Source organism: Acinetobacter sp. AOR34_HL (assembly GCF_027854795.1).
GTDB lineage: Bacteria > Pseudomonadota > Gammaproteobacteria > Pseudomonadales > Moraxellaceae > Acinetobacter > Acinetobacter junii.
The window spans coordinates 33,476-53,868 of record NZ_JAKTID010000034.1 but is presented as its reverse complement, the minus strand read 5'-3'; the positions used below and the strand labels follow the sequence as shown (position 1 = coordinate 53,868).

The window sequence follows — 20,393 nt, the reverse complement described above, 5'->3', positions numbered from 1 at the left end:
TGGTGATTCATACGATAATGCTTTGGCTGAAACAGTGAATGGCTTATACAAAACAGAGGTGATTGAATATTTAAAAGCAGATTGGCAAGGTTTAGCGGATGTACAGCTTGCGACACTAAACTGGGTAGATTGGTTCAACAAAAAGCGTGTACACAGTGCACTGGGTTATGTATCGCCTTTTGAGTTTGAAGCAATGTACTATGATAAGATTAACCCGTTAGGTCAGGTGGCCTAACTTAAATAAAAAGTCTCCGACAAACCCGGTACGGTTCATTAGATAGAGAAATTAGTGCTTTCATCGGCCAAGAGGCTATGCATTCAAAAGAACATCATGCTTTTCGTATTAGCGCTCAACAACATGGCCTGAACCCTGAATCTTTGGAAAAAGTTACTGGTATTGTTCTCAAAGGTCTTGAAAAAATATTTAGTAAAAAGTGGAATTTACTTGTTACTGTAGGTTTAGAGCATTACACAGCTGTACTAGTCGTAAGTATGATGGAAACTGTAAATGAGTATATGACGGATAAAACTATACGAGATTTATGGTTATGGCATAGTGTTGAAGAAACTGAGCATAAAGCAGTAGCTTTTGATTTATATGAATATTTATATGGAAATGGATTAAATGCTTACCTTCCTCGGGTCACAATTTTCACTTTAAGCCTGATTCTTATTACTGGACTTTCAACAATCTACCAAATAGTTTTAATGAAACGAGATAAACAATTATCAAATCTTAAAACATGGCAAAACTTCTTTAATTTTGCAGCTAAGCAATATAAAACATTTATTCCCAAATTCTTTGAATACTATAGATATGACTTTCACCCTAACCAGACTAATGAAAAAAATTTAGTTGCAACCACGAAAATAAAACTTGGAATAAAAGATACACCTGCTTTGGTATCTTAAAATAAAAAAAGCCCATTCACACTTGGGCTTTATTCCTTAAATTCCTTAGCTTGAACGCTGAACAAGAAAATAATCTGAAATAAGTCGTGCTGACCAAGATGAAGTTTGCCAGCCTTCATAAAATCCACAGTGGCTTCCTTTTTTCGTTGTAATCACAGCAATATTATCCATTTGCTCTATAGCAGATTTATATGGATGAAAGTTTTTGATCGAGCACACAGGATCATCTTCAGAGTTTAGAATCATCAATGGAATTTTTATATTTTGAAAAACATATATCGGATTAATCGCTTTACAGTAGCTCTCATAATCTCTAAAACCTGCCATTTCAAAATAGACTTTTTCAAACTCTTCAAGAGTTGTTGATGCTAAAACCTTTTCTAATGAATCAAGCTGTTTCCATGTAGATTGGTAAGGATAAATAAAATGCTTAAACAATTTTTTCGTCATTAACTTTGTGTAAAACGGATGAACATTTTTGAATCCAATTTCGGTGTTATAACCAGGACACATCGCAAATGCAGCTTTAAAAGGCGTGTCTAGACCTTGTTCACCCAAATAACGCACTAATAATCCAGTTCCAGCAGAAGAACCAACAGCATACAAATCAGACTCAGGAAATATATGTTGAATATGCGCAAGTTGTTCTTTCAAATCATCTGTCGATCCAAAAAGTGAAATGCGAGGTACAGGCATTGGTAAACCAGCGTGTCCACGACGTAAACATAGCGCGATTCTCCATCCTGTGTATTGATGCAAATCTTTTACTAGTTCTCGCATACTTTCAGGTGAACCCGTAATGGTATGCATAATAACAATCGTCGGTGTTTGCTTAGGCAAGTCGTATCCATACCATGCTATTCCTGTAACACCACCATCCTGCATAGTGAGTTGTTCAATACGATCATATTGAAGCTTTATCGTCTTTTTTCTAATAACATCAAAATACAACAGATGCATGTGATTGTTAGACAACCAAGGTGTTGGGCGGTACTTCTGTTTTAGCTGAGGCAATTTCTCTAAGATATTTTTAATCTTTCCATTTGGTGAATAATATGTCTTTGGTTTCTCTGCACCAACCACAAGATCAAATAACTCTAAGCCCAAAACTTTAATTTTATTTAAAGTAGAAATACCCATAGATGACAATAGCCTTAAATTATGAGGTGAAGAATTCTCGCACTAACGACGCGACCTGTTTCCCCCAGATCTCGTAAATTTCTTTACTTGGATGAAACCCATCTATAGCCATGGGTAGATTCATCTCTTGAAAATGTTCAAGATCAAATTCAATAAACTTAAATATTGGTTCAGTTGATAAATAGCCTTGTAATTTTTTATTCATTTGTTGAGCATGTTTTCCAAATATCCAAGCAAGTGGATGAGGTAAAGCTGGAAAATGCTGCATAGGTGGAACACCAGTTACAATAATCAATTTTGGATCAAATTTCTTCCGTAATTCGGTAAACAATTGTTTTTGCTGCTTTATCCACAAGCGAGTTGAGGTAAGTTTAGTCACGTCATTTACCCCTATTGAAGTGACGATCACATCATAAACTTGCGGCTCTAAAGCATTAATTGCATCAATGACTTGTCTAGTATTATTACCAGTTTTAGCATGTAAAGCCCATGTCAGTTTATATTCATTCATAAGCTGTGAAAGCAATACGCCTGAAAGAGCTTGATGCTGATATTCAACACCAACTCCTGCAGCAGCAGAATCACCTAAAATAAGCAATGATAATGGCCGACCAAAACCTACAATTCCTTGACGTTCTCCAATTGGCTCTAGAAGTTTTGGCGTACGTTGTTTAACAACAATTCCTTGAGCAACTATGATTGGCATTAGGAATAATGTCGATATTTTTAACCACATTTTAATTCAAACTTACTTAGGCTATTTTTAATATTAAGTAGCTTGATATTGGGCGATTCTTTGACCCATTTGCTCTGCTAAGGCAGCCAAACCACTCATTGGCCGAATCATCACTTCAAAATCAATAATTTGCCCTCGATCATTGAAGCGAATCATATCGATACCTTTTAATGATTTACCACTCACATTCGCACTAAATTCTAGCACTACATTTTCACCATCTTCCGTAAAGAACTCACGATGATAAGTAAAGTCCTGAAAAACTTGGATAACATTGGTCAAAATAAAGAAAACAACCTGTTTCCCTTCATACGGTTTATAAGCGACAGGTGATCTAAATACCACTTCATCTGCTAATAAATCATTTAAGATGGACATGTCATTGTTTTCTAACATTTGATGCCATTTTTTGATTGATATTTGAGTTGTTGCAAGTGTCATTTTTATTGTCCTATTAAATTTATATGGTCTTGAAAAGGGCATTTTCTTAAAATAGAAAACACCCTTTTATTTATTATAGAATTGCCGCTAGTTCAGCACCTTGACGAATTGCACGCTTGGCATCTAACTCGCCTGCTTCTTTTGCACCACCGATAAGATGAACATTTTTACCATCAGCTTTGAGTTGATCATACATCGCTGTATATGATTCTTGGCCTGCACAAATTACAACGTTATCAACTTCTAATACTGTTGTTTTTCCATCAACAGTAATATGTAAACCTAGATCATCTACTTTGTCATAACTTGCACCTGCGATCATTTTTACATCGCGGTGTTTTAAGCCTGTGCGGTGAATCCAGCCAGTTGTTTTACCCAGACCTGCACCTACTGCCGAAGCTTTACGTTGTAATAAATAAATTTCTCGTTCAGATTTTTCAAGTTCAGGTTGTTTCAGACCACCAACATGCTCGTACGCTGTATCAATACCCCATTCTGCATAGAATTTTTCAGGGTTTAAGCTACCGCTTTCACCTTCGTGACTTAAATACTCAGCAGTATCAAAACCAATACCACCAGCACCAATAATCGCTACACGTTTTCCTACTGGTACACGCTCTTTAAGTACTTGGATATAACTTAGAACTTTTGGATGATGAATGCCTTCAAATTGTAATTGACGTGGTGTTACACCAGTAGCTACAACAATTTCATCATAGTTTGCTTTGCTTAACTCTTCATAAGTTACTGTATGGTTTAGCACCAACTCAATATTTGGTTGTAATTCGATTTGACGCTTGAAGTAGCGCAGTGTCTCGTAAAACTCTTCTTTACCGGGAATCGTTTTAGCGATATTAAACTGTCCACCAATCTGATTACTTGAATCAAAGATTTTAACTTTATGACCACGGCTAGCTGCATAAGTTGCAAAACTCAACCCTGCAGGCCCTGCACCAATTACTGCAATATTTTTTACGGCATTTGTTTCCTTGAAAATTAGTTCAGTTTCATAACATGCACGCGGATTGACTAAACATGTCGCAATCTTCATAGAGAAAATATGGTCTAAACATGCTTGGTTACAACCAATACAGGTATTGATTTCATCACTGCGATTTTCTTTAGCTTTTAATACAAATTCTGCATCCGCCAACATAGGACGAGCCATTGAAATCATATCAGCATGACCTGATGCTAAAACATGCTCAGCCATTTCAGGTGTGTTAATACGATTCGAAGTGATTAATGGAATAGATACACTTCCTTTAAGTTTTTCCGTTACCCAAGTGAATGCAGCACGAGGTACTTTTGTAGCAATCGTTGGAATACGTGCTTCATGCCAGCCGATCCCTGTATTAATAATTGTTGCACCCGCTTTTTCAATTTCTTTAGCAAGGTGAATCACTTCTTCTAAGCTAGAACCACCTTCTACCAAATCGAGCATAGATAAACGATAAATAATAATAAAGTTCTCGCCCACTAAATCACGCGTACGTTTAACAATTTCGATTGGAAAACGGATACGATTTTCGTAGCTACCACCCCACTCATCATCACGATGGTTGGTACGTGCGGCAATAAACTCATTAATCAGGTAGCCTTCTGAGCCCATGATTTCTACGCCATCATAACCTGCATATTGTGCTAATTTTGCACAATTCGCAAAGTCATCAATGGTTTGTTGAACTTCTGCAGAACTTAATGCTTTTGGCTTAATTGGGTTGATTGGAGCCTGAATTGCAGAAGGTGCAACGTTATTTGCTTGATAAGAATAGCGACCAGTATGAAGAATTTGCATAGCAATCTTACCACCTGCATCATGTACAGCTTGGGTAATCACTTTATGTTTTTCTGCTTCTTCGATTGAATCTAATTTTGTTCCATGCGCAAAAACAACACCATCATCGTTTGGAGATACACCACCTGTAACAATTAATCCAACCTCACCTTTCGCACGTTCAGCATAGAATGCTGCCATGCGTTCATAGCCTTGTGGCGCTTCTTCTAAACCAATATGCATAGACCCCATAAGCACGCGGTTTTTTAAAGTCGTAAAGCCTAAATCAAGTGGCTGAAGTAAATGTGGATAAGCTGACATAAATTCTCCTATGGCTAGCAATCTGCTTGCTAATGCAACTTGTTGCATAAAGTTATAAACAATATTTGATTTTTATGCAACATTTTGCATAATCTTCATAGTCACATTTTATTTTTGGATGTTTATGTCTCTTGCCCATGTTTTATTGACGAGTTTATTAGAAAAACCAAGCACTGGTTTCGAACTTGCTCGTCGTTTTGATCGCTCTATGGGCTTCTTTTGGAACGCGACACATCAACAAATTTATCGTGAACTCAATGGAATGCTCAAAAAAGGTTGGATATCAACCATTGAAGAAGAAACAACAAACAGTCGTAAAAAAACATATCAAGTCGAACAATTAGGTCGCATACAATTAGCTGCATGGATCGAGAAACAAAGTGAACCTGCGCAACTAAGAGATGATTTGATGGTTAGGTTGAGGGCTGAAGCACAATTAGGTGGCAATACGATATTACCTGAATTGATTCGCCACTTAGAGTTACACAAAGAGAAGTTAAAATTGTACCAAGCCATTCATGACAAAGACTTTAAAAATAACGAGCCAACAAATCGTATTTTATTTATTCATAAAATGATTCTTGAACTCGGTATTATTAAAGAAAATGAATGGATAAAATGGTTACAGAAAATGATCCCTCAGCTCAAAAAGTTTGAGGAAGCGGACAAGATTGGAGAAAAATAATGCCGTTTTACACCATGCCTGATAAAGAAAAATTATTTGTACGACGTGTTGGCGAAGGAGAACCTGTACTCGTCTTATCAGGACTTGGTATGCAAAGCTGGCAATGGCTACCTTTTTTATTTTCCAATCGCAATCAATATGAATTTATTATCCCAGATTGGAGAGGATTCGGCGGCTCTAAAAATTGTGGAATTCCATCAATGGATGCTATCTCAAGCCATTGAAATGATGTAGATGCACTCATCAAACTGCTTAATTTAGACCAGTTTATCCTGATGGGATATTCTATGGGTGCAACAACCGCTATGCATGGAATGAAACATGGTGATTTAGCTAAAAAAATTAAAGCCTACCTCCATATTGATCAAACACCCAAAATTGCTGTTGATGATACTTGGCAATATGATCTATTTGGAACAAAGTATTCTCAATTCAAAAGTTTACTTCTCGATATTCAAACACTTTTATTGGATTATAAGTCTGCAAAAAGGCTTGAAAATTTACCTAAAGACATTCGATATCAACTTGTAAGTCTTTGGGGTGCATTTATTGAGTTACAAAGCAATAATGCTTATAGTCCAAAAATCTTTAAACTGGCATTAAATCGACCAGTTTTACAAAAGTATTTACTACCTATTCAACGACTAGACTATTTACTTTGGTATGTTGAAAATTATCTGAATCATGATGAAGATTACCGTGATGCCATCAGTCAATTAGAGTGTCCAACAACCTTCTTTATTGGTCGTGACTCTACACTTTATCCTGAAACTGGACAAACTTTAGTTGCTAATAGTCTAGCAAATGCTAAAACAATCTATTTTGAACGTTCAGGGCATACTCCCTTAATTACTGAACCAAGAAAATTCTCTCAAGAAATTGGGCGTTTTCTTATTAGCAATTCATTGGATGCTGCATAAAAAATACAATAAAAAAGCCAATCAACAAGATTGGCTTTTTTATGATCAATCAGGATCTCATTTGCTCAGCGATTTCCAAGAGAACTTGTTCAGTTTTATCCCAACCTAAACAACCATCCGTTACCGACTGACCGTAAGTCATATTACATGAAATCTTTTGATTTCCATCAACCAAGTGGCTTTCGATCATCACACCACGTACTTTGGATTCTGCACGTTCTGCAATAATTTGTTTTAGTACATTTGGTTGCTGTAATGGATCTTTACCACTATTACCATGACTACAATCAATTACTAATGCAGGCAAATGTTTATGCTTGAAGTGCATCGCTTGAATTGAAGCCAAATCATAATTTGTATCATGGTTTGAACCACGCAAAATTAAATGCGGTAAAGGGTTACCATTGCTATGCAAAATAGCAGGTAAACCTTGCTGAGTCATTCCAAGGAATTGATGACCATTTAAAGCAGATTGAATTGCATCCAAAGCAATCTGAATCGAACCATCAGTACCATTTTTAAAACCAATACTATATGGCATATGGCTTGCGATCTCACGATGAATCTGAGATTCACTTGTACGTGCCCCAATAGCTCCCCAAGCCAACAAGTCATCAAAATAACCTGTTGCCATCGGACTTAAAATTTCACTCGCGATCGGCAAACCTTTTTCAATAAGCTGAATATATAGCTCACGAGATTTTTCTAATCCCAATTGTAAATCTGATGATCCATCTAGGTTTGGATCATATAAAAAACCCTTCCAGCCAACTGTTGTACGTGGTTTTTCAATATAAGCGCGCATTACAAGAAATATTTGATCTTTAACTTTTTCTTGGAGTTTTTGTAGGCGATCAGCATATTCAAGTACTGCGATAGGATCATGAATCGAGCATGGACCTGTAATCACCATAAGTCGAGGATCATGACCAGATAAAATATTCTGAATCGTTTGACGATGTTTTGAAATTTGCTGCGCTAAATTTGCAGACAATGGATACTGCGCTTTGAGTTGTGATGGCAAGCTAAGCATTGATTCTTTTATTTGCGTTTGTGATGATTGTTTCAAAGCCGTATTTAAAGCATTCATTTTCATTTCCTTTGGACTGAAATCAGCCCGAGTATTTATTTGAGCAAGAGTGATCTAAGTGATGTTGATTTTTTTGCAAAGTAAAACCAAGAAATCTTGCTAAAATATGAAATGTTTGATGTATACATGGTATTTCTCCTAAATTAATGAATCTTAAAGCATAAAAAAACCTGATCGGTGTTGCCGATCAGGTATTAACTGGTTGGGCAACCTTTTCGCTGCCCGAAACGCATCAGGCAACTAGATATATTGCCAAAAGTAAAAGTATGCGTTCGTGTTTACAGTATGCTTTAACATGTTTATTTCAAATATCTTAAAAACTGTTCCTTAGTTCTAAGTTACGCACTATTTCTGCATTTGACAAGCACTTTTTATGTTTTTTTAATTTTATCTAAAAAATAGACAGTAATTGATCTTTTAGTGATGCTCCAATAAAATAGCACAAAAATCCATCACCACGAGTATACGCCAATGAAGTAAGTCCTATTTTACATCATCAAATTCAATTTCTTTTTTGATGTGCAAAATAGACTTATCTATGGTTGAACCACTCATATTCTAAAACTGATTTCGATCTATTTTTGCATATCCTGTTTATGAGGTTTCTTATGACTCAACAGGCATGTGTCGTTTCAAATTTATCGCTAGAACTAGCACAAAGCAAACTATTTACTAATTTATCTTTCCAACTTCCAATTGGACAATTCACTGGTTTAATTGGAAGAAATGGACAAGGCAAATCTCTTCTGATGTCTATTCTTGATGGAGAAAAAACAACTCTACCCTATTCAGGTAAAATATCTTGGTTACACCCACATCAACATCTTCACCAGTTTCAACGTATCCAATCAGCGACTATTGCTGAGACACTGGAAATAGAAGACTTATATTTTTGTTTTGAACGCATTAATAATGGGACTGCAACATTGACTGATTTTGATCAAGTTGAACATCTTTGGCATTTACCTTCTGAATGGCAACAACTATTAGAAAGTGCAGACTTACCCACTGATCTAGGTAAAAGTACAAATCAATTAAGTGAAGGACAAAAGACTAAACTTGCACTATGTCGTTTATTCTTACTTAAAGATCATTATTTATTACTAGATGAACCGAGTAATCATTTGGATACGCAAGGAAGAAAATGGCTCGTTCAGCAAATGGAACTACATCCAACAGGCGGATTCATAATTAGTCATGACCGCCTACTACTCGCTCATGTAGAAGGTATTTTCAATTTAAACCACTTAGGTTTGCACTACTATGGAGGAAATTATGATCTATATCACCGACAACATCAGTTGCAAATACAAGCATTATCTCATTCAGTTCTACAAGAAAAGCGTGATTTGAAACAACTTAAAGAGCAACAACATCAAAGCCAAATGAAAGCACAAAAAAGAAAGAAAACAGGTGAGAAATTAAGAGCATCAGGATCTCAAGCGACAATATTACTTGATGCAAAAAAGGAGCAATCTGAACAATCACTTTCTCAACTAAAAAAACAACAGATCAAACAGCTTACTCAAGCGAAAGATGAGTTACAGCATAAACAACATCAACTGGAATATTACAAATCACAATCTTTTGAGTTTACACAACCTACAAAAATATCAGGAGAAATATTACGCTGTTATGAATTAAAAATAGCTTACGCCAGTACAAATCCAATTCAGCTTGCGATTAAAGCAGGAGAAAAAATACATTTGAGGGGTGTAAATGGTTGCGGTAAATCGACTTTTCTTAAAACTATTCAAGGTTTAATCAAACCTATAGCTGGAGAAATCTATTCAAATGCGAAATTAGTATATTTAGATCAGAATTTTTGTTTACTCAATCAAAATATATCCGCTTATGAGTTTCTTAAAAGTATTGACTCAAATCTATCTGAGCAACAAATACGAACAGCTTTAGGAAATCTACAAATTCGTAGAGAAAAATCATTTGCTCCAATAAGCTCTCTAAGTGGTGGTGAGCGATTAAAGATCGCTTTAGTTGCTTTGAAATTCCAAACAGTTGAACTTTTACTCTTAGATGAGCCAGACAATCATTTAGATATAGAATCACGAGAACTTTTAGCTCGTGCTATACGTTCATTTCATGGCTCCGTCATCTTAGTTTCTCATGATGAGCTCTTTGTAAAAGAATGCGGCATAGAAGAAAGTTATTTATTGAATTAATCTTAAATCAGCATGGCAAATGAATTTGTCATGCTGATGATTAGCGAACTAAACCTTGTGGTTGTAAAATAATAATTGCCGCACCACATAACACGATAAGTACACCTAAAATATCCCAACGGGATAACATCACTTGATCGACGTAACGTAACCACAACAGTGCTGTAAAAATATATATCCCGCCATATGCCGCATAAATACGACCTGAAGCTACTGGATGTAATGTAAGCAGCCATACAAAAATAGCTAAACTTAATGCTGTGGGTATCCACAACCAATGTGACTTTCCTTGATTCAAAATCAAGTATGGAAAATAGCAACCTAAAATTTCAGCAATAGCTGTAATGAAAAATAACCCAAACACTTTGAGTATTTGGGTTATAGAAGATGACAATTCAAGCATTAAGCAGGTTCAGCACTCGGATTAATATGATCTTCAAATACCTCTAGTTTCAGACCAACATCTTTACCATCTTCAGTTTTCACAGAAACGGCAACGTTACCACCATGCTCAGCAAGCTCTCCGAACAAGATCATCTCAGCAAGCGGCTTTTTCAGATGCTCTTGAATTAAACGTTGCATTGGGCGAGCACCCATGAGACGGTCATAACCATTGGTTGACAACCAATCTCGTGCACTTTGATCAACTTCAAGAACAACTTGCTTTTCATCCAACTGTGCTTGTAACTCAGTTAAGAATTTATCAACTACTGATTCAATCACAGTCGTAGGAAGTGCTTTAAACTGAATCACACCATCTAAACGGTTACGGAACTCAGGAGAAAATGCTCGTTTCATTGCATCTTGGTTGTCTGCACTGTGATCTTGCTCTGTAAAGCCGATACTTGCGCGAGAAATGCTTTCTGCACCAATATTTGTCGTGAGTACAATTATTACGTTTCTAAAATCAGACTTACGACCATTGTTATCAGTTAAAGCACCATGATCCATTACTTGTAATAACAAGTTGAATACATCTGGATGTGCTTTCTCAATTTCGTCAAGCAACAGTACACAATGTGGATTTTTATGAATCGCATCAGTCAGTAAACCACCTTGATCATAACCAACATAACCTGGAGGCGCACCGATTAAACGCGACACAGCATGACGCTCCATATATTCAGACATATCAAAGCGTACTAACTCAACACCTAGTAATTTAGCAAGTTGTTTAGTGACCTCTGTTTTACCTACACCTGTAGGCCCAGCAAATACAAAACTACCGACAGGCTTATCAGGTGCTTTTAAACCTGCGCGTGACAACTTAATTGCTGAAGCAAGTGCTGTGATCGCCTCATCTTGACCAAATACAACTCGTTTTAAATCTCGCTCTAAATTCTCTAAAACAGTCTTATCATCTTTAGAAACAGTCTTAGGTGGAATACGCGCAATCTTAGAAACAATATCTTCAATGTTTTCTACAGAAATCATTGATCCATCAGCTTCAGCTTTAAGACGACGTTGAGCACCAGCTTCATCAATTACGTCAATTGCTTTATCTGGTAAGAAACGATCATGAATAAACTTAGCTGACAACTCTACTGCTGCAACAAGAGCTTTGTCTTCGTATTCAACGTGATGAAAATCCTCAAACTTACTTTTTAAGCCACGAAGTATTTCGATTGTTTCGCCCACACTCGGCTCATTCACATCAATTTTTTGGAATCGACGTGATAATGCATGATCTTTTTCAAATACTTGACGGTATTCTTGGAATGTAGTCGAACCAATACAACGTAAACTACCATTAGCCAAAGCTGGTTTGATTAAGTTCGATGCATCCATAGTGCTACCCATACTTGAGCCTGCACCAATAATCATATGAATTTCATCAATGAATAAAATCGCGTTCGGATTCTTTTTCAAAGCATTTAACAATTGTTTTAAACGTTTTTCAAAGTCACCACGATACTTTGTACCTGCAACCAAAGCACCGATGTCTAAGCTATAAACTTCAGCGTTAGCAAGCGGTTTTGGTGCTTTACCATTCACAATCAACCATGCCAAACCTTCTGCAATAGATGTTTTACCAACACCTGGATCACCAACTAACAGCGGATTGTTTTTACGGCGACGGCATAAAATTTGTGCAGCGCGCTCAATTTCCTTCTCACGCCCAATTAATGGATCTGTTTTACCCTTTTGTGCTTCAATATTAAGATTAAGCGTATATTGTTCTAAAGGGCCAGCATTCGCAGAGGCTGCATTTTCACCTTCAATATCTTCCACTTCTTCTTCAACTTGAATCTCATCTTTGCGAGTTCCATGAGACAAGTACTGAGTTAAAGTAAGACGATTGATTTGATGGCGTTTTAATAAATAAACCGCAAAAGAGTCTCGTTCAGAATACATCGCAACGAGTACATCAGCGCCTTCTACAGTACGATCACCACCACTCGATTGCACGTGGAAAATCGCTCTTTGTAGAATACGATCAAAGCTCTCTGTTGGATGAGGAGCTTGCTCGTTATTATCACCAAGTTTTGGGGTATGTTGCTCTACATATTCCTCTAATTCTTTACGCAAAGTAACGATATCTGCACCACATGCTTTTAAAGCATTTACGGCAGAGTCATTATCTAGCAAGGCAAGCAACAAATGTTCAACTGTCAAAAACTCATGTCTCTTTTGACGAGCCATGCTAACAGCCAAACGTAACGATACTTCTAATTGACGACTGAGCATGTAACCCCCTTATCTCTTGGGCTCTTCCATTCCGAAATATATGAATTTTCATGAAAGAGCTAATTATGGATTTAATCCGCTTGAGCTGCTGTAATCGCAATGAAATTTGGCGGCTACTATACTCTTTGCTTCATAATCTACTGTTAGCATTAGTTGAGCATCTTGGTCAAGATTCAAAACAGCATATTGTTGTAAAAATTCAATTACAAACAGCATAAAAGTCAATCAACTGTTTAAATTGACAGCAAATCTATTTTTTAATTCTAAATTTATAGAAAATTATGCTTTTGGCTCAATTTGACAAAGTAATGGATGACCCTGCGATCGAGCATAATTATTTACCTGATTCGCCTTGGTTTCAGCAATATCTCTTGGATATACGCCCGCAGTGCCTTTACCTTCGTAATGAACGGTCAACATCACTTGACTCGCTTGATCAAAATCCATCCCAAAATAACTTTGTAAAATCTCAATGACAAAGTCCATTGGCGTGTAATCATCATTCAGCAAAACAACTGCGTATAAAGGTGGGCGTTTTAATTCAGGAGGAGCTGTTTGCACAACAACCTCTCCTTCATGATCCTCATGCGAGTCACTCAAACGTGGACCTAAGTGCCAATCAATTAATCCTGACTGCTGAAAAGAACTTTTCACTTCACTTAAACTCATCTGACGTTTATATCTTCGCATATTGGTTACTTGATCTACTAAATTATTGGGCATTTGCTTCGGCTTGTGGAATTTCAGAAACAAATGCAGAGCTTACATCTACTGGTTGACCACGCTGCCAACTAAATCTCTTAATCACAGGTGTAGCACCACTTGATAATCTTACTTCAATAAACTGAGGGACAAAACCTTTTGGCATTGTCCAACGGCCAGTCAATCGTTCAAAATCATCAAAATTAAAGTTCTTGTCTTCTAATGGCACTACAAGTATTTCTGTATCTTTAATCAATCGCAACTCAACTGTACCTACAGCACGACGCTTGCTTGGACTTACTTGGATTAAATCAATTTGATACTCATAAGCATTTTCAGGAAGTGATTTAACGGCTAGATTCTGAATTGTTAAACTAACGCCGCCACGCTGTCTCAATTTCTCACGATAAATTGCATTCATTGTTTCAAATTGAGTTTTATCAGCATTTGCTTGATTTATCGCTTTAAACAGCTCATCAGCATTTCCTACAGCCATATCTCTTTCTTGAACAGCTGCATTTAAGCTTTTGCTAACTGAATCTAAAGCAGTCTTTTGCTTTTGTACAACTTCAACTAACTGCTCTGCATCTGCATCATAACCAACAACTGTTAATCCTTGACGATGACCTACGGTATAACCAAGCATAAAGCTGCCACCGATTAATACTGTAGCAGCAATCACTAAAGGTAAATTCGTTTTGAGAAAGTTATTTTTGTTAGCGGAACTATCTGGTGAAATAGTCGGATCAACGTTATCCATCATCATCTCTATCGTTATGACTTACATCAAAACACACATTTAAATCGAAATTTAAATGTGTGTGAAGTACAAAACCGTTTTTTATGGTAATAAACCAATACATTCTAAGCCAGCAGCTTCATCAAAATTAAACATTAAGTTCATATTTTGAATCGCTTGACCAGCGGCACCTTTAACCAAGTTATCTTGAGCGACAAGTATAATCAGCTTATTTTCTTGCAAACGATATAAAGCGATACGTAATTCGTTCGCTCCGCGTACGCTACGAGTTTCAGGTGAACTATTAGCAGGCATAACATCAACAAATCTTTCATTTTTATAAAAATCTTCATACAGAGCTTGGATATCCAACTTCTGACCTTGCGCTGTTAAATCTACATATATAGTGCTTAGCATGCCACGAATCATCGGCACTAAATGTGGCACAAATAAAATTTGATTGAATTGCCCTTTTTGCCCAGAAATATTTTCAAGCGCTTCAACTATCTCTGGATGATGTCGGTGACCTGCAACTCCATATGCTTTGAAGTTATCTGCATTTTCACTATAAATCATGCCAAGACTTGCTTTTCGTCCAGCACCCGATACACCTGATTTCGCATCAATAATGATATTTTGAGTATTGATAAGGGTTGTATCATTTTTTAGAAGCGGAGCCAAACCCAATTGAACTGTTGTCGGGTAGCATCCTGGATTACCAATTACTCTCGCATTTTTGATTTTTTCGCGATTAAGCTCTGTCAAACCATAAACCGATTCAGTTAAAACAGTTGGACAGCTGTGTTGCATACCATACCATTTTTCAAATTCAGCAAGATTCTGCAAACGAAAGTCCGCAGCTAGATCAATAACTTTAGTATCAGCATCAATCAATTCTTGAGCATGTTGCATTGCTACACCGTGTGGAGTTGCAAAGAAAACAACATCACATTGTTTGAGACGATCTAGATCAAGATCAGAAAACTCTAATTCAGTGTGTCCACGAAGACTTGGAAACATATCAGCTACACGTTTTCCTGCTTCTGTACGTGATGTTAAAACATCAACTCGGGCTTGCGGATGTCTTAATAAAAGACGTAATAATTCAACGCCTGTATATCCAGTTCCCCCAACAATACCAACAGAAATCACGTGCAGCACCTCAATACTTGAATTTGTTGGCTAGTATGGCAGTTTGACTCATATTTCTCAATCTATAAGTCTGCACCACGTATGAAGATTTCTATAAGAAAACTAAATTCAAGTATCATTAAATAATTGTCATGGGATGGCTTAATTGCACAGAACAAGTCAAACTTAAGCATCTAATTTATAAAAAATGATACCAAACGACCATTGATCATGAATTTCTATTGAATGAATAGGATATTCGCATAGAATAAAACCCAAGCGGAAATAATAATTTTCATGGATGCAGAATTTTGGAGAGCTGGAATGCCTTCTTTGAGAACAAAACAAAGATTAAATCAATTTTTATGTCTTGGTGTTAGCACTTTACTAATCAGTACAGCCTTGGTTGGTTGTGGTAGTGGTGAAAGTGAAGCAAAAAATGACCCAGCACCTATAGTGACTGTTCCTAAACCAAAGAATTTCGATATCAAAGTTCCGGTTGAGATGCGTGATGTAGTCGTTAAGTTATATGATAACTTTGACAACACACTCGTCTTAGAGCAACAAGCGAGCACGACATCTAATCTTACAGTTACACTACCTTCTGTTTTAAACACTAAACGTCTTTATAGAATTGAATTATCAACAAAACCTAGTTCTTTGGTTTTTGATTTTCTAAGTGGTCTATACAAACCGTTGAATATTACACAACATGCATTGATCGAAGTAGATACTAGCAATTTAACACAACCAATCTTCATCAATCCAAGTTCTGAGGCTATCTACCAGCGTGCGTTAATCCGGTCTGGTCATTTACCAAATGAGACAGTAGATCCAACTCAAATTAGTGAGCTACATTTATCTTTAGCCACTCAAGATGTAAACACAGCACTTCTAAGAGCATTTCACCGCAATGACTTTCCTAATTTAAATACTTCTAACCAACTTAATGTGTTCACACAACAGGATATTGTTTCTCGACTTGCACTATATATAAACACTTACTTTAGTTTTGGTTATATTCAACAATGGGCAAATGTATATCCAACAAATTCATATGATGAATTTACCAAGAACATTGCACTGGATTTAAAAGATGGTTATTTGGATTCAAAACTTATTCGCGGGGACAATAGTGTCTTAAAAACATTAGTGGTAACCCCACCCGATAATGTTGATCCTGCAAAAAACAATCTTATTGATATTGCCAAGAATCAAGAGAACACCAGAAATTTATTCGCATCTTCTTTAAAACAAGCGGTTTTGAAACTTGCAAACAATTACCAACAAGCGACTGTTAATCCTGATGGCTATCGTCAATTAGAGGATAAATTGTATGCTGGTGAGGAACCTAGATTTAACTCCTCACAAGTATTCAGAGTGTCTGGTGCTGGAGACTATCGCCGAGCTGTTGGTTTCATAGATAGTACTGAGACTTGTAATGGGTCATTATTTGCCTGCAAACAAGGATTAACTGGCGTTAACAATCTAAACCCCAACTTGCCCTCTATTGAATATTTAATTGGTAGTTATAAAGACAATACGAATAACTGCACACTCAATATACGTGCTAATGGTGCGGTTGAACTTATCAAAGGAACTCAAATTTATCGTTCAGTACTTGATGCAGACAGTACAGATAATCTTTTACAAGTCAACAAAACGACAAGAGAATATATTCTAAATAGTAGCTCAACTGAACCAAATAATGTTTCATTAGAATATGCTTTCCTTCAAGTAAAAATTAAGGAAAATCAAGTTCAAAGTGCTAGTTATGGTTTAGATGTGCGAAAGGCACCTGATCAATTATCAAAAACACAACTTGAATGTAAGTTTATTTAACATACCACCACGCAGGTAATTGATTATTTTTCAGTTGCCTGCGGTTCTCCAAATAATTTGGGTCATGTTTTTCAACTTCAGCCCAAAAAACTGCACTATGGTCAAAGTGAACCGTATGAACCAATTCATGTATACATACAGATCGAACTAAATATTCAGGCATAAGTACTAGACCTGCATTTAGCATGATGTCATGCTGCGAACTACAACTACCCCATCGTGTTTTTGGTTTTCGAATTGAACAGTCCCTAAAACTCAACCCAATTTCTCTACTGATCTCATTTAGGAATATGGGTAAAAATTCTTTACTGTAAGATAAAACAGCAGATTGTAGTGCTCTTTCAATCTGATCATTTTTAACATGCAATATGTTATTTTCCCAATCAAATTTAAAAATCATACGTTGAGATTGTTGAATTACAGAAAATGGTTTTGAATGATAAAACAATTGTAAGTGCTCAGGAAATTCTGAATACTTGGGACTTTGCTTTTGTTGTTTTTCCCATGTCTCAATCAACCATTGTTCTGATTGATTGAGAAACATCTGAATTTGTCGCTGTGAACAAAATAAAGGCACGGTCAGACGAATTCCAGTTGGATCCACACGCAGGCGTAAATTCTTAGCTCTTGCGTGTCGAACCATTTTAATTTCTGGTAGTTTCTCGTCTGATTTTACAGATTGCATTATTGAGCAGTACGTTCTTCGATACCATTATTGGTAGCTACGATTGCAATAGAAGCTGCATTTAAAGCAAAAATTCCATTTGTCACAACACCAGGAATATTATTGAGTGCTTTCTCTAACTCAATCGCATTTAAAATATTTAAGTTATAAACATCCAAAATTACGTTTCCGTTATCTGTCACAACACCTTCACGATAAACAGGATCACCGCCTAAAGCTACAATTTTACGTGCAACAGCTGATCGCGCCATTGGAATGACTTCAACAGGTAAAGGAAAATCACGACCTAATTGCTCAACCCACTTTGAGTCATCAACAATACATACAAATTTTTTCGCAATTGAAGCAACAATTTTCTCACGAGTTAAAGCAGCACCGCCACCTTTGATCATGTGCATATGACGATCAATTTCATCTGCACCATCAACATAAGCATCTAGACTACCTACTGAATTCATATCTACAACTTCGATGCCAAGTTTTTTTAAGCGTTCTGCTGTCGCATTTGAACTCGCAACTGCAGCTTCTAATTGCAATTCAGGTAATAAATCAATTAAAAAATTAACGGTACTTCCTGTTCCTACGCCCAAAATGCCGCCTTTAGGCAAATGCTTTAAAGCTGCTTTTGCCGCAGCTTGTTTTTTTTCATCTTGGGTTGCATATAGACTCATGACTTCACTCAACTATTTTGACATTTGCTGCAAGAAAACAGCGCAAATGCACAGGGGTTTGCTACAATGACTGACTATTTTAAACTGTTATAGGGAAGATGAACATGCTGTCTCGTGTGGTACGACAAATTTTACAAGCAACTGTTTATGATGTTGCAATTGAAACACCGCTTGAAGCAGCTCCACGAATTAGTCAAAAAATTAATAATAATATTCGATTTAAACGTGAAGATTTACAGCCTGTATTCTCTTTCAAATTACGCGGTGCTTATAACAGAATTAGTCAATTACCAAAAGATCAATTGGAACGTGGTGTTATCTGCGCATCTGCGGGTAATCATGCTCAAGGTGTTGCACTGTCAGGAAAAAAACTAGGAATTCATGCGATCATTGTTATGCCTAGTACGACACCTGATATCAAAGTTCAGGCTGTTAAAAATCTTGGTGGTCAGGTCGTTTTACACGGCGATAGCTTTGATGTCGCGAACAAATATGCCAAACAACGCGCAGAAGATGAAGGTTTAGTTTTCATTCCACCTTACGATGATGAATTGGTCATTGCAGGTCAAGGAACCATAGCAAATGAAATATTGCGTCAATGGCGTGATGTTGAATATGTTTTTGTTGCTGTTGGTGGTGGTGGCTTGATTGCTGGAGTTGCAGCATATCTAGGTGAAGTTGCACCACATGTTAAAGTTGTTGGTGTTGAATACGAAGAATCAGCTTGTTTAAAAGCAGCACTAGAATCAAATGAACGTGTAATTCTACCTCATGTTGGCTTATTTGCGGATGGTACAGCAGTAGCACAAATAGGCGAATTACCTTTCGAAATGGTTCGTCTACGCAAGTCTGATAATTCAGGACCTATCGTAGAGCCTGATATCGTGACAGTAAATACAGATGAAATCTGCGCTGCCATTAAAGATACTTTTGATGAAAACCGTAGTATTGTTGAACCATCTGGTGCAATGGCTTTAGCTGGTATCAAAAAGTATGTAGCTGAACACCAATTAAATAATAAGAACATGGTTTCAATTGTGTGTGGCGCGAATATGAACTTTGATCGCTTACGCTATATTGCTGAGCGCACCGAACTCGGTGAACGTCGTGAAGCAATTTACGCTGTTACGATTCCAGAACAGAAAGGTGCTTTTTTGAATTTCTGCCGTTCATTGCAAGGACGTAACATTACTGAGTTCAACTATCGTGCAAGTGATAGCAATCAAGCTCAAGTGTTTGTCGGAATCAGCTTGAAAGGTGGTGAAATTGAACGCCATGAAATTCATGAAATGCTGAAACAGCAATATGAAGTAGATGATTTATCTGATGATGAAGTAGCCAAACTTCACATCCGTTATTTGATCGGTGGACATGCTAACATTGAAAATGAACGTCTATTCCGTGTTGAATTTCCTGAGCGACCTGGAGCACTATTAACCTTCCTTGAGCGTCTCGGTCCAACCCACAACATCACTTTATTCCATTATCGTAATCATGGTGCAGCCGAAGGTCGTGTTTTGGTTGGTTTAGAAGCAACTGATGCGAAGCAAAATCCAGATGGGCTGATTGAAACCTTAGAGCAAATCACATATCCATATGCCGAAATTAGCGATAATATTGGATATAAACGTTTCCTCAAATAAGTAAATCTGATCTGATTTAAAACCGACAAATATGTCGGTTTTATTTTGAATATTGTCTTTTTATAAGTTGATTTTCTTTGCACACAAATG

Annotated in this window: 18 protein-coding genes and 2 pseudogenes; 8 read left to right on the top strand and 12 right to left on the bottom strand. The window is 36.8% G+C overall.

Features of this window, described 5'->3' with window-relative positions:
- Window positions 1–235 (top strand): integrase core domain-containing protein (locus tag MKL32_RS05395; protein ID WP_002122586.1); only part of this gene is annotated, 235 nt, incomplete at its 5' end.
- Window positions 236–273: 38 nt separating this feature from the next.
- Window positions 274–912 (top strand): annotated as a pseudogene (locus MKL32_RS05390) (metal-dependent hydrolase); the annotation flags it as partial.
- Between the two features lie 45 nt (window positions 913–957).
- On the opposite strand, the gene MKL32_RS05385 reads toward MKL32_RS05390, so the two are convergent.
- From MKL32_RS05385 to MKL32_RS05370, 4 genes are all read right to left on the bottom strand, one after another.
- Entirely contained in the window at window positions 958–2,052 is a 1,095-nt protein-coding gene (locus tag MKL32_RS05385) for a YheT family hydrolase (RefSeq protein ID WP_005402587.1), read from the bottom strand.
- Window positions 2,053–2,071: 19 nt separating this feature from the next.
- Window positions 2,072–2,788, bottom strand: coding sequence for an SGNH/GDSL hydrolase family protein (locus MKL32_RS05380; RefSeq protein ID WP_005402586.1), 717 nt, complete (start codon window positions 2,786–2,788; stop codon window positions 2,072–2,074).
- Window positions 2,789–2,821: 33 nt separating this feature from the next.
- Window positions 2,822–3,229, bottom strand: coding sequence for a nuclear transport factor 2 family protein (locus MKL32_RS05375; RefSeq protein ID WP_270900291.1), 408 nt, complete (start codon window positions 3,227–3,229; stop codon window positions 2,822–2,824).
- Window positions 3,230–3,302: 73 nt separating this feature from the next.
- The gene (locus MKL32_RS05370; RefSeq protein WP_005402584.1) at window positions 3,303–5,327 is read right to left on the bottom strand and encodes an NADPH-dependent 2,4-dienoyl-CoA reductase; all 2,025 of its coding nucleotides are present in this window, start codon (window positions 5,325–5,327) and stop codon (window positions 3,303–3,305) included.
- Window positions 5,328–5,451: 124 nt separating this feature from the next.
- Here MKL32_RS05370 and MKL32_RS05365 point away from each other — a divergent pair, with 124 nt between their 5' ends.
- Window positions 5,452–6,012 (top strand): PadR family transcriptional regulator, encoded by a 561-nt coding sequence (locus MKL32_RS05365; protein WP_270900290.1) that lies wholly within the window; start codon window positions 5,452–5,454, stop codon window positions 6,010–6,012.
- Window positions 6,012–6,932, top strand: a pseudogene (locus MKL32_RS05360) (alpha/beta fold hydrolase). The gene MKL32_RS05365 and the pseudogene MKL32_RS05360 overlap by 1 nt, the downstream one beginning before the upstream one ends.
- 49 nt (window positions 6,933–6,981) lie before the next feature.
- Here the strand turns inward: MKL32_RS05360 and MKL32_RS05355 are convergent.
- A complete protein-coding gene (locus MKL32_RS05355) occupies window positions 6,982–8,022 on the bottom strand; it encodes a 3-deoxy-7-phosphoheptulonate synthase (RefSeq protein WP_005402582.1) in 1,041 nt (346 codons plus the stop codon).
- Window positions 8,023–8,630: 608 nt separating this feature from the next.
- On the opposite strand from MKL32_RS05355, the gene MKL32_RS05350 reads away from it, so the two are divergent.
- Window positions 8,631–10,202: an ATP-binding cassette domain-containing protein gene (locus MKL32_RS05350; RefSeq protein ID WP_005402581.1), complete on the top strand. Its 1,572-nt coding sequence runs from the start codon at window positions 8,631–8,633 to the stop codon at window positions 10,200–10,202.
- 40 nt (window positions 10,203–10,242) lie between these two features.
- Here the strand turns inward: MKL32_RS05350 and MKL32_RS05345 are convergent, their stop codons facing one another.
- Window positions 10,243–10,605, bottom strand: coding sequence for a YnfA family protein (locus tag MKL32_RS05345; RefSeq protein ID WP_005402580.1), 363 nt, complete (start codon window positions 10,603–10,605; stop codon window positions 10,243–10,245).
- Entirely contained in the window at window positions 10,605–12,890 is a 2,286-nt protein-coding gene (gene clpA, locus MKL32_RS05340; protein WP_004962073.1) for an ATP-dependent Clp protease ATP-binding subunit ClpA, read from the bottom strand. The genes MKL32_RS05345 and clpA overlap by 1 nt, the downstream gene beginning before the upstream one ends.
- Window positions 12,891–12,940: 50 nt before the next feature.
- Here clpA and MKL32_RS16190 point away from each other — a divergent pair, with 50 nt between their 5' ends.
- Entirely contained in the window at window positions 12,941–13,108 is a 168-nt protein-coding gene (locus MKL32_RS16190; protein WP_017397588.1) for a hypothetical protein, read from the top strand.
- Between the two features lie 61 nt (window positions 13,109–13,169).
- Here MKL32_RS16190 and clpS read toward each other — a convergent pair whose 3' ends face one another.
- The 3 genes from clpS to argC form a co-directional block, all read right to left on the bottom strand.
- Window positions 13,170–13,580: an ATP-dependent Clp protease adapter ClpS gene (gene clpS, locus MKL32_RS05330; protein ID WP_005402579.1), complete on the bottom strand. Its 411-nt coding sequence runs from the start codon at window positions 13,578–13,580 to the stop codon at window positions 13,170–13,172.
- A 22-nt stretch (window positions 13,581–13,602) separates the two neighbouring features.
- On the bottom strand, window positions 13,603–14,352 hold the full coding sequence (locus MKL32_RS05325) for a DUF6776 family protein (protein WP_039907935.1): 750 nt from the start codon (window positions 14,350–14,352) through the stop codon (window positions 13,603–13,605).
- An 81-nt stretch (window positions 14,353–14,433) separates the two neighbouring features.
- Window positions 14,434–15,489: an N-acetyl-gamma-glutamyl-phosphate reductase gene (gene argC / locus MKL32_RS05320; protein ID WP_262578829.1), complete on the bottom strand. Its 1,056-nt coding sequence runs from the start codon at window positions 15,487–15,489 to the stop codon at window positions 14,434–14,436.
- A gap of 297 nt (window positions 15,490–15,786) precedes the next feature.
- Here argC and MKL32_RS05315 point away from each other — a divergent pair, with 297 nt between their 5' ends.
- Complete coding sequence (locus tag MKL32_RS05315; RefSeq protein ID WP_262578825.1) at window positions 15,787–17,304, top strand: hypothetical protein; 1,518 nt, start codon at window positions 15,787–15,789, stop codon at window positions 17,302–17,304.
- Here MKL32_RS05315 and MKL32_RS05310 read toward each other — a convergent pair.
- Window positions 17,297–17,989 carry a M48 family metallopeptidase gene (locus tag MKL32_RS05310; protein ID WP_262578826.1) on the bottom strand — a complete coding sequence of 231 codons (693 nt, stop codon included), beginning with the start codon at window positions 17,987–17,989 and terminating at the stop codon, window positions 17,297–17,299. The two genes, MKL32_RS05315 and MKL32_RS05310, sit on opposite strands and share 8 nt — an antisense overlap.
- Complete coding sequence (gene rpiA / locus MKL32_RS05305; RefSeq protein ID WP_262578827.1) at window positions 17,989–18,660, bottom strand: ribose-5-phosphate isomerase RpiA; 672 nt, start codon at window positions 18,658–18,660, stop codon at window positions 17,989–17,991. The genes MKL32_RS05310 and rpiA overlap by 1 nt, the downstream gene beginning before the upstream one ends.
- Before the next feature lie 98 nt (window positions 18,661–18,758).
- Here rpiA and ilvA point away from each other — a divergent pair, with 98 nt between their 5' ends.
- Window positions 18,759–20,303, top strand: coding sequence for a threonine ammonia-lyase, biosynthetic (ilvA, locus tag MKL32_RS05300; RefSeq protein ID WP_171457196.1), 1,545 nt, complete (start codon window positions 18,759–18,761; stop codon window positions 20,301–20,303).
- Window positions 20,304–20,393 lie beyond the last annotated feature (90 nt).

Excerpts from the sequence above, each read along its gene's own strand:
- MKL32_RS05385 (WP_005402587.1), bottom strand. The coding sequence starts at position 2,052 with ATGGGTATTTCTACTTTAAATAAAATTAAAGTTTTGGGCTTAGAGTTA.
- MKL32_RS05380 (WP_005402586.1), bottom strand. The coding sequence starts at position 2,788 with ATGTGGTTAAAAATATCGACATTATTCCTAATGCCAATCATAGTTGCT.
- MKL32_RS05375 (WP_270900291.1), bottom strand. The coding sequence starts at position 3,229 with ATGACACTTGCAACAACTCAAATATCAATCAAAAAATGGCATCAAATG.
- MKL32_RS05370 (WP_005402584.1), bottom strand. The coding sequence starts at position 5,327 with ATGTCAGCTTATCCACATTTACTTCAGCCACTTGATTTAGGCTTTACG.
- MKL32_RS05365 (WP_270900290.1), top strand. The coding sequence starts at position 5,452 with ATGTCTCTTGCCCATGTTTTATTGACGAGTTTATTAGAAAAACCAAGC.
- MKL32_RS05355 (WP_005402582.1), bottom strand. The coding sequence starts at position 8,022 with ATGAATGCTTTAAATACGGCTTTGAAACAATCATCACAAACGCAAATA.
- MKL32_RS05350 (WP_005402581.1), top strand. The coding sequence starts at position 8,631 with ATGACTCAACAGGCATGTGTCGTTTCAAATTTATCGCTAGAACTAGCA.
- MKL32_RS05345 (WP_005402580.1), bottom strand. The coding sequence starts at position 10,605 with ATGCTTGAATTGTCATCTTCTATAACCCAAATACTCAAAGTGTTTGGG.
- clpA (WP_004962073.1), bottom strand. The coding sequence starts at position 12,890 with ATGCTCAGTCGTCAATTAGAAGTATCGTTACGTTTGGCTGTTAGCATG.
- MKL32_RS16190 (WP_017397588.1), top strand. The coding sequence starts at position 12,941 with ATGAAAGAGCTAATTATGGATTTAATCCGCTTGAGCTGCTGTAATCGC.
- clpS (WP_005402579.1), bottom strand. The coding sequence starts at position 13,580 with ATGCGAAGATATAAACGTCAGATGAGTTTAAGTGAAGTGAAAAGTTCT.
- MKL32_RS05325 (WP_039907935.1), bottom strand. The coding sequence starts at position 14,352 with ATGGATAACGTTGATCCGACTATTTCACCAGATAGTTCCGCTAACAAA.
- MKL32_RS05315 (WP_262578825.1), top strand. The coding sequence starts at position 15,787 with ATGCCTTCTTTGAGAACAAAACAAAGATTAAATCAATTTTTATGTCTT.
- MKL32_RS05310 (WP_262578826.1), bottom strand. The coding sequence starts at position 17,989 with ATGCAATCTGTAAAATCAGACGAGAAACTACCAGAAATTAAAATGGTT.
- rpiA (WP_262578827.1), bottom strand. The coding sequence starts at position 18,660 with ATGAGTCTATATGCAACCCAAGATGAAAAAAAACAAGCTGCGGCAAAA.
- ilvA (WP_171457196.1), top strand. The coding sequence starts at position 18,759 with ATGAACATGCTGTCTCGTGTGGTACGACAAATTTTACAAGCAACTGTT.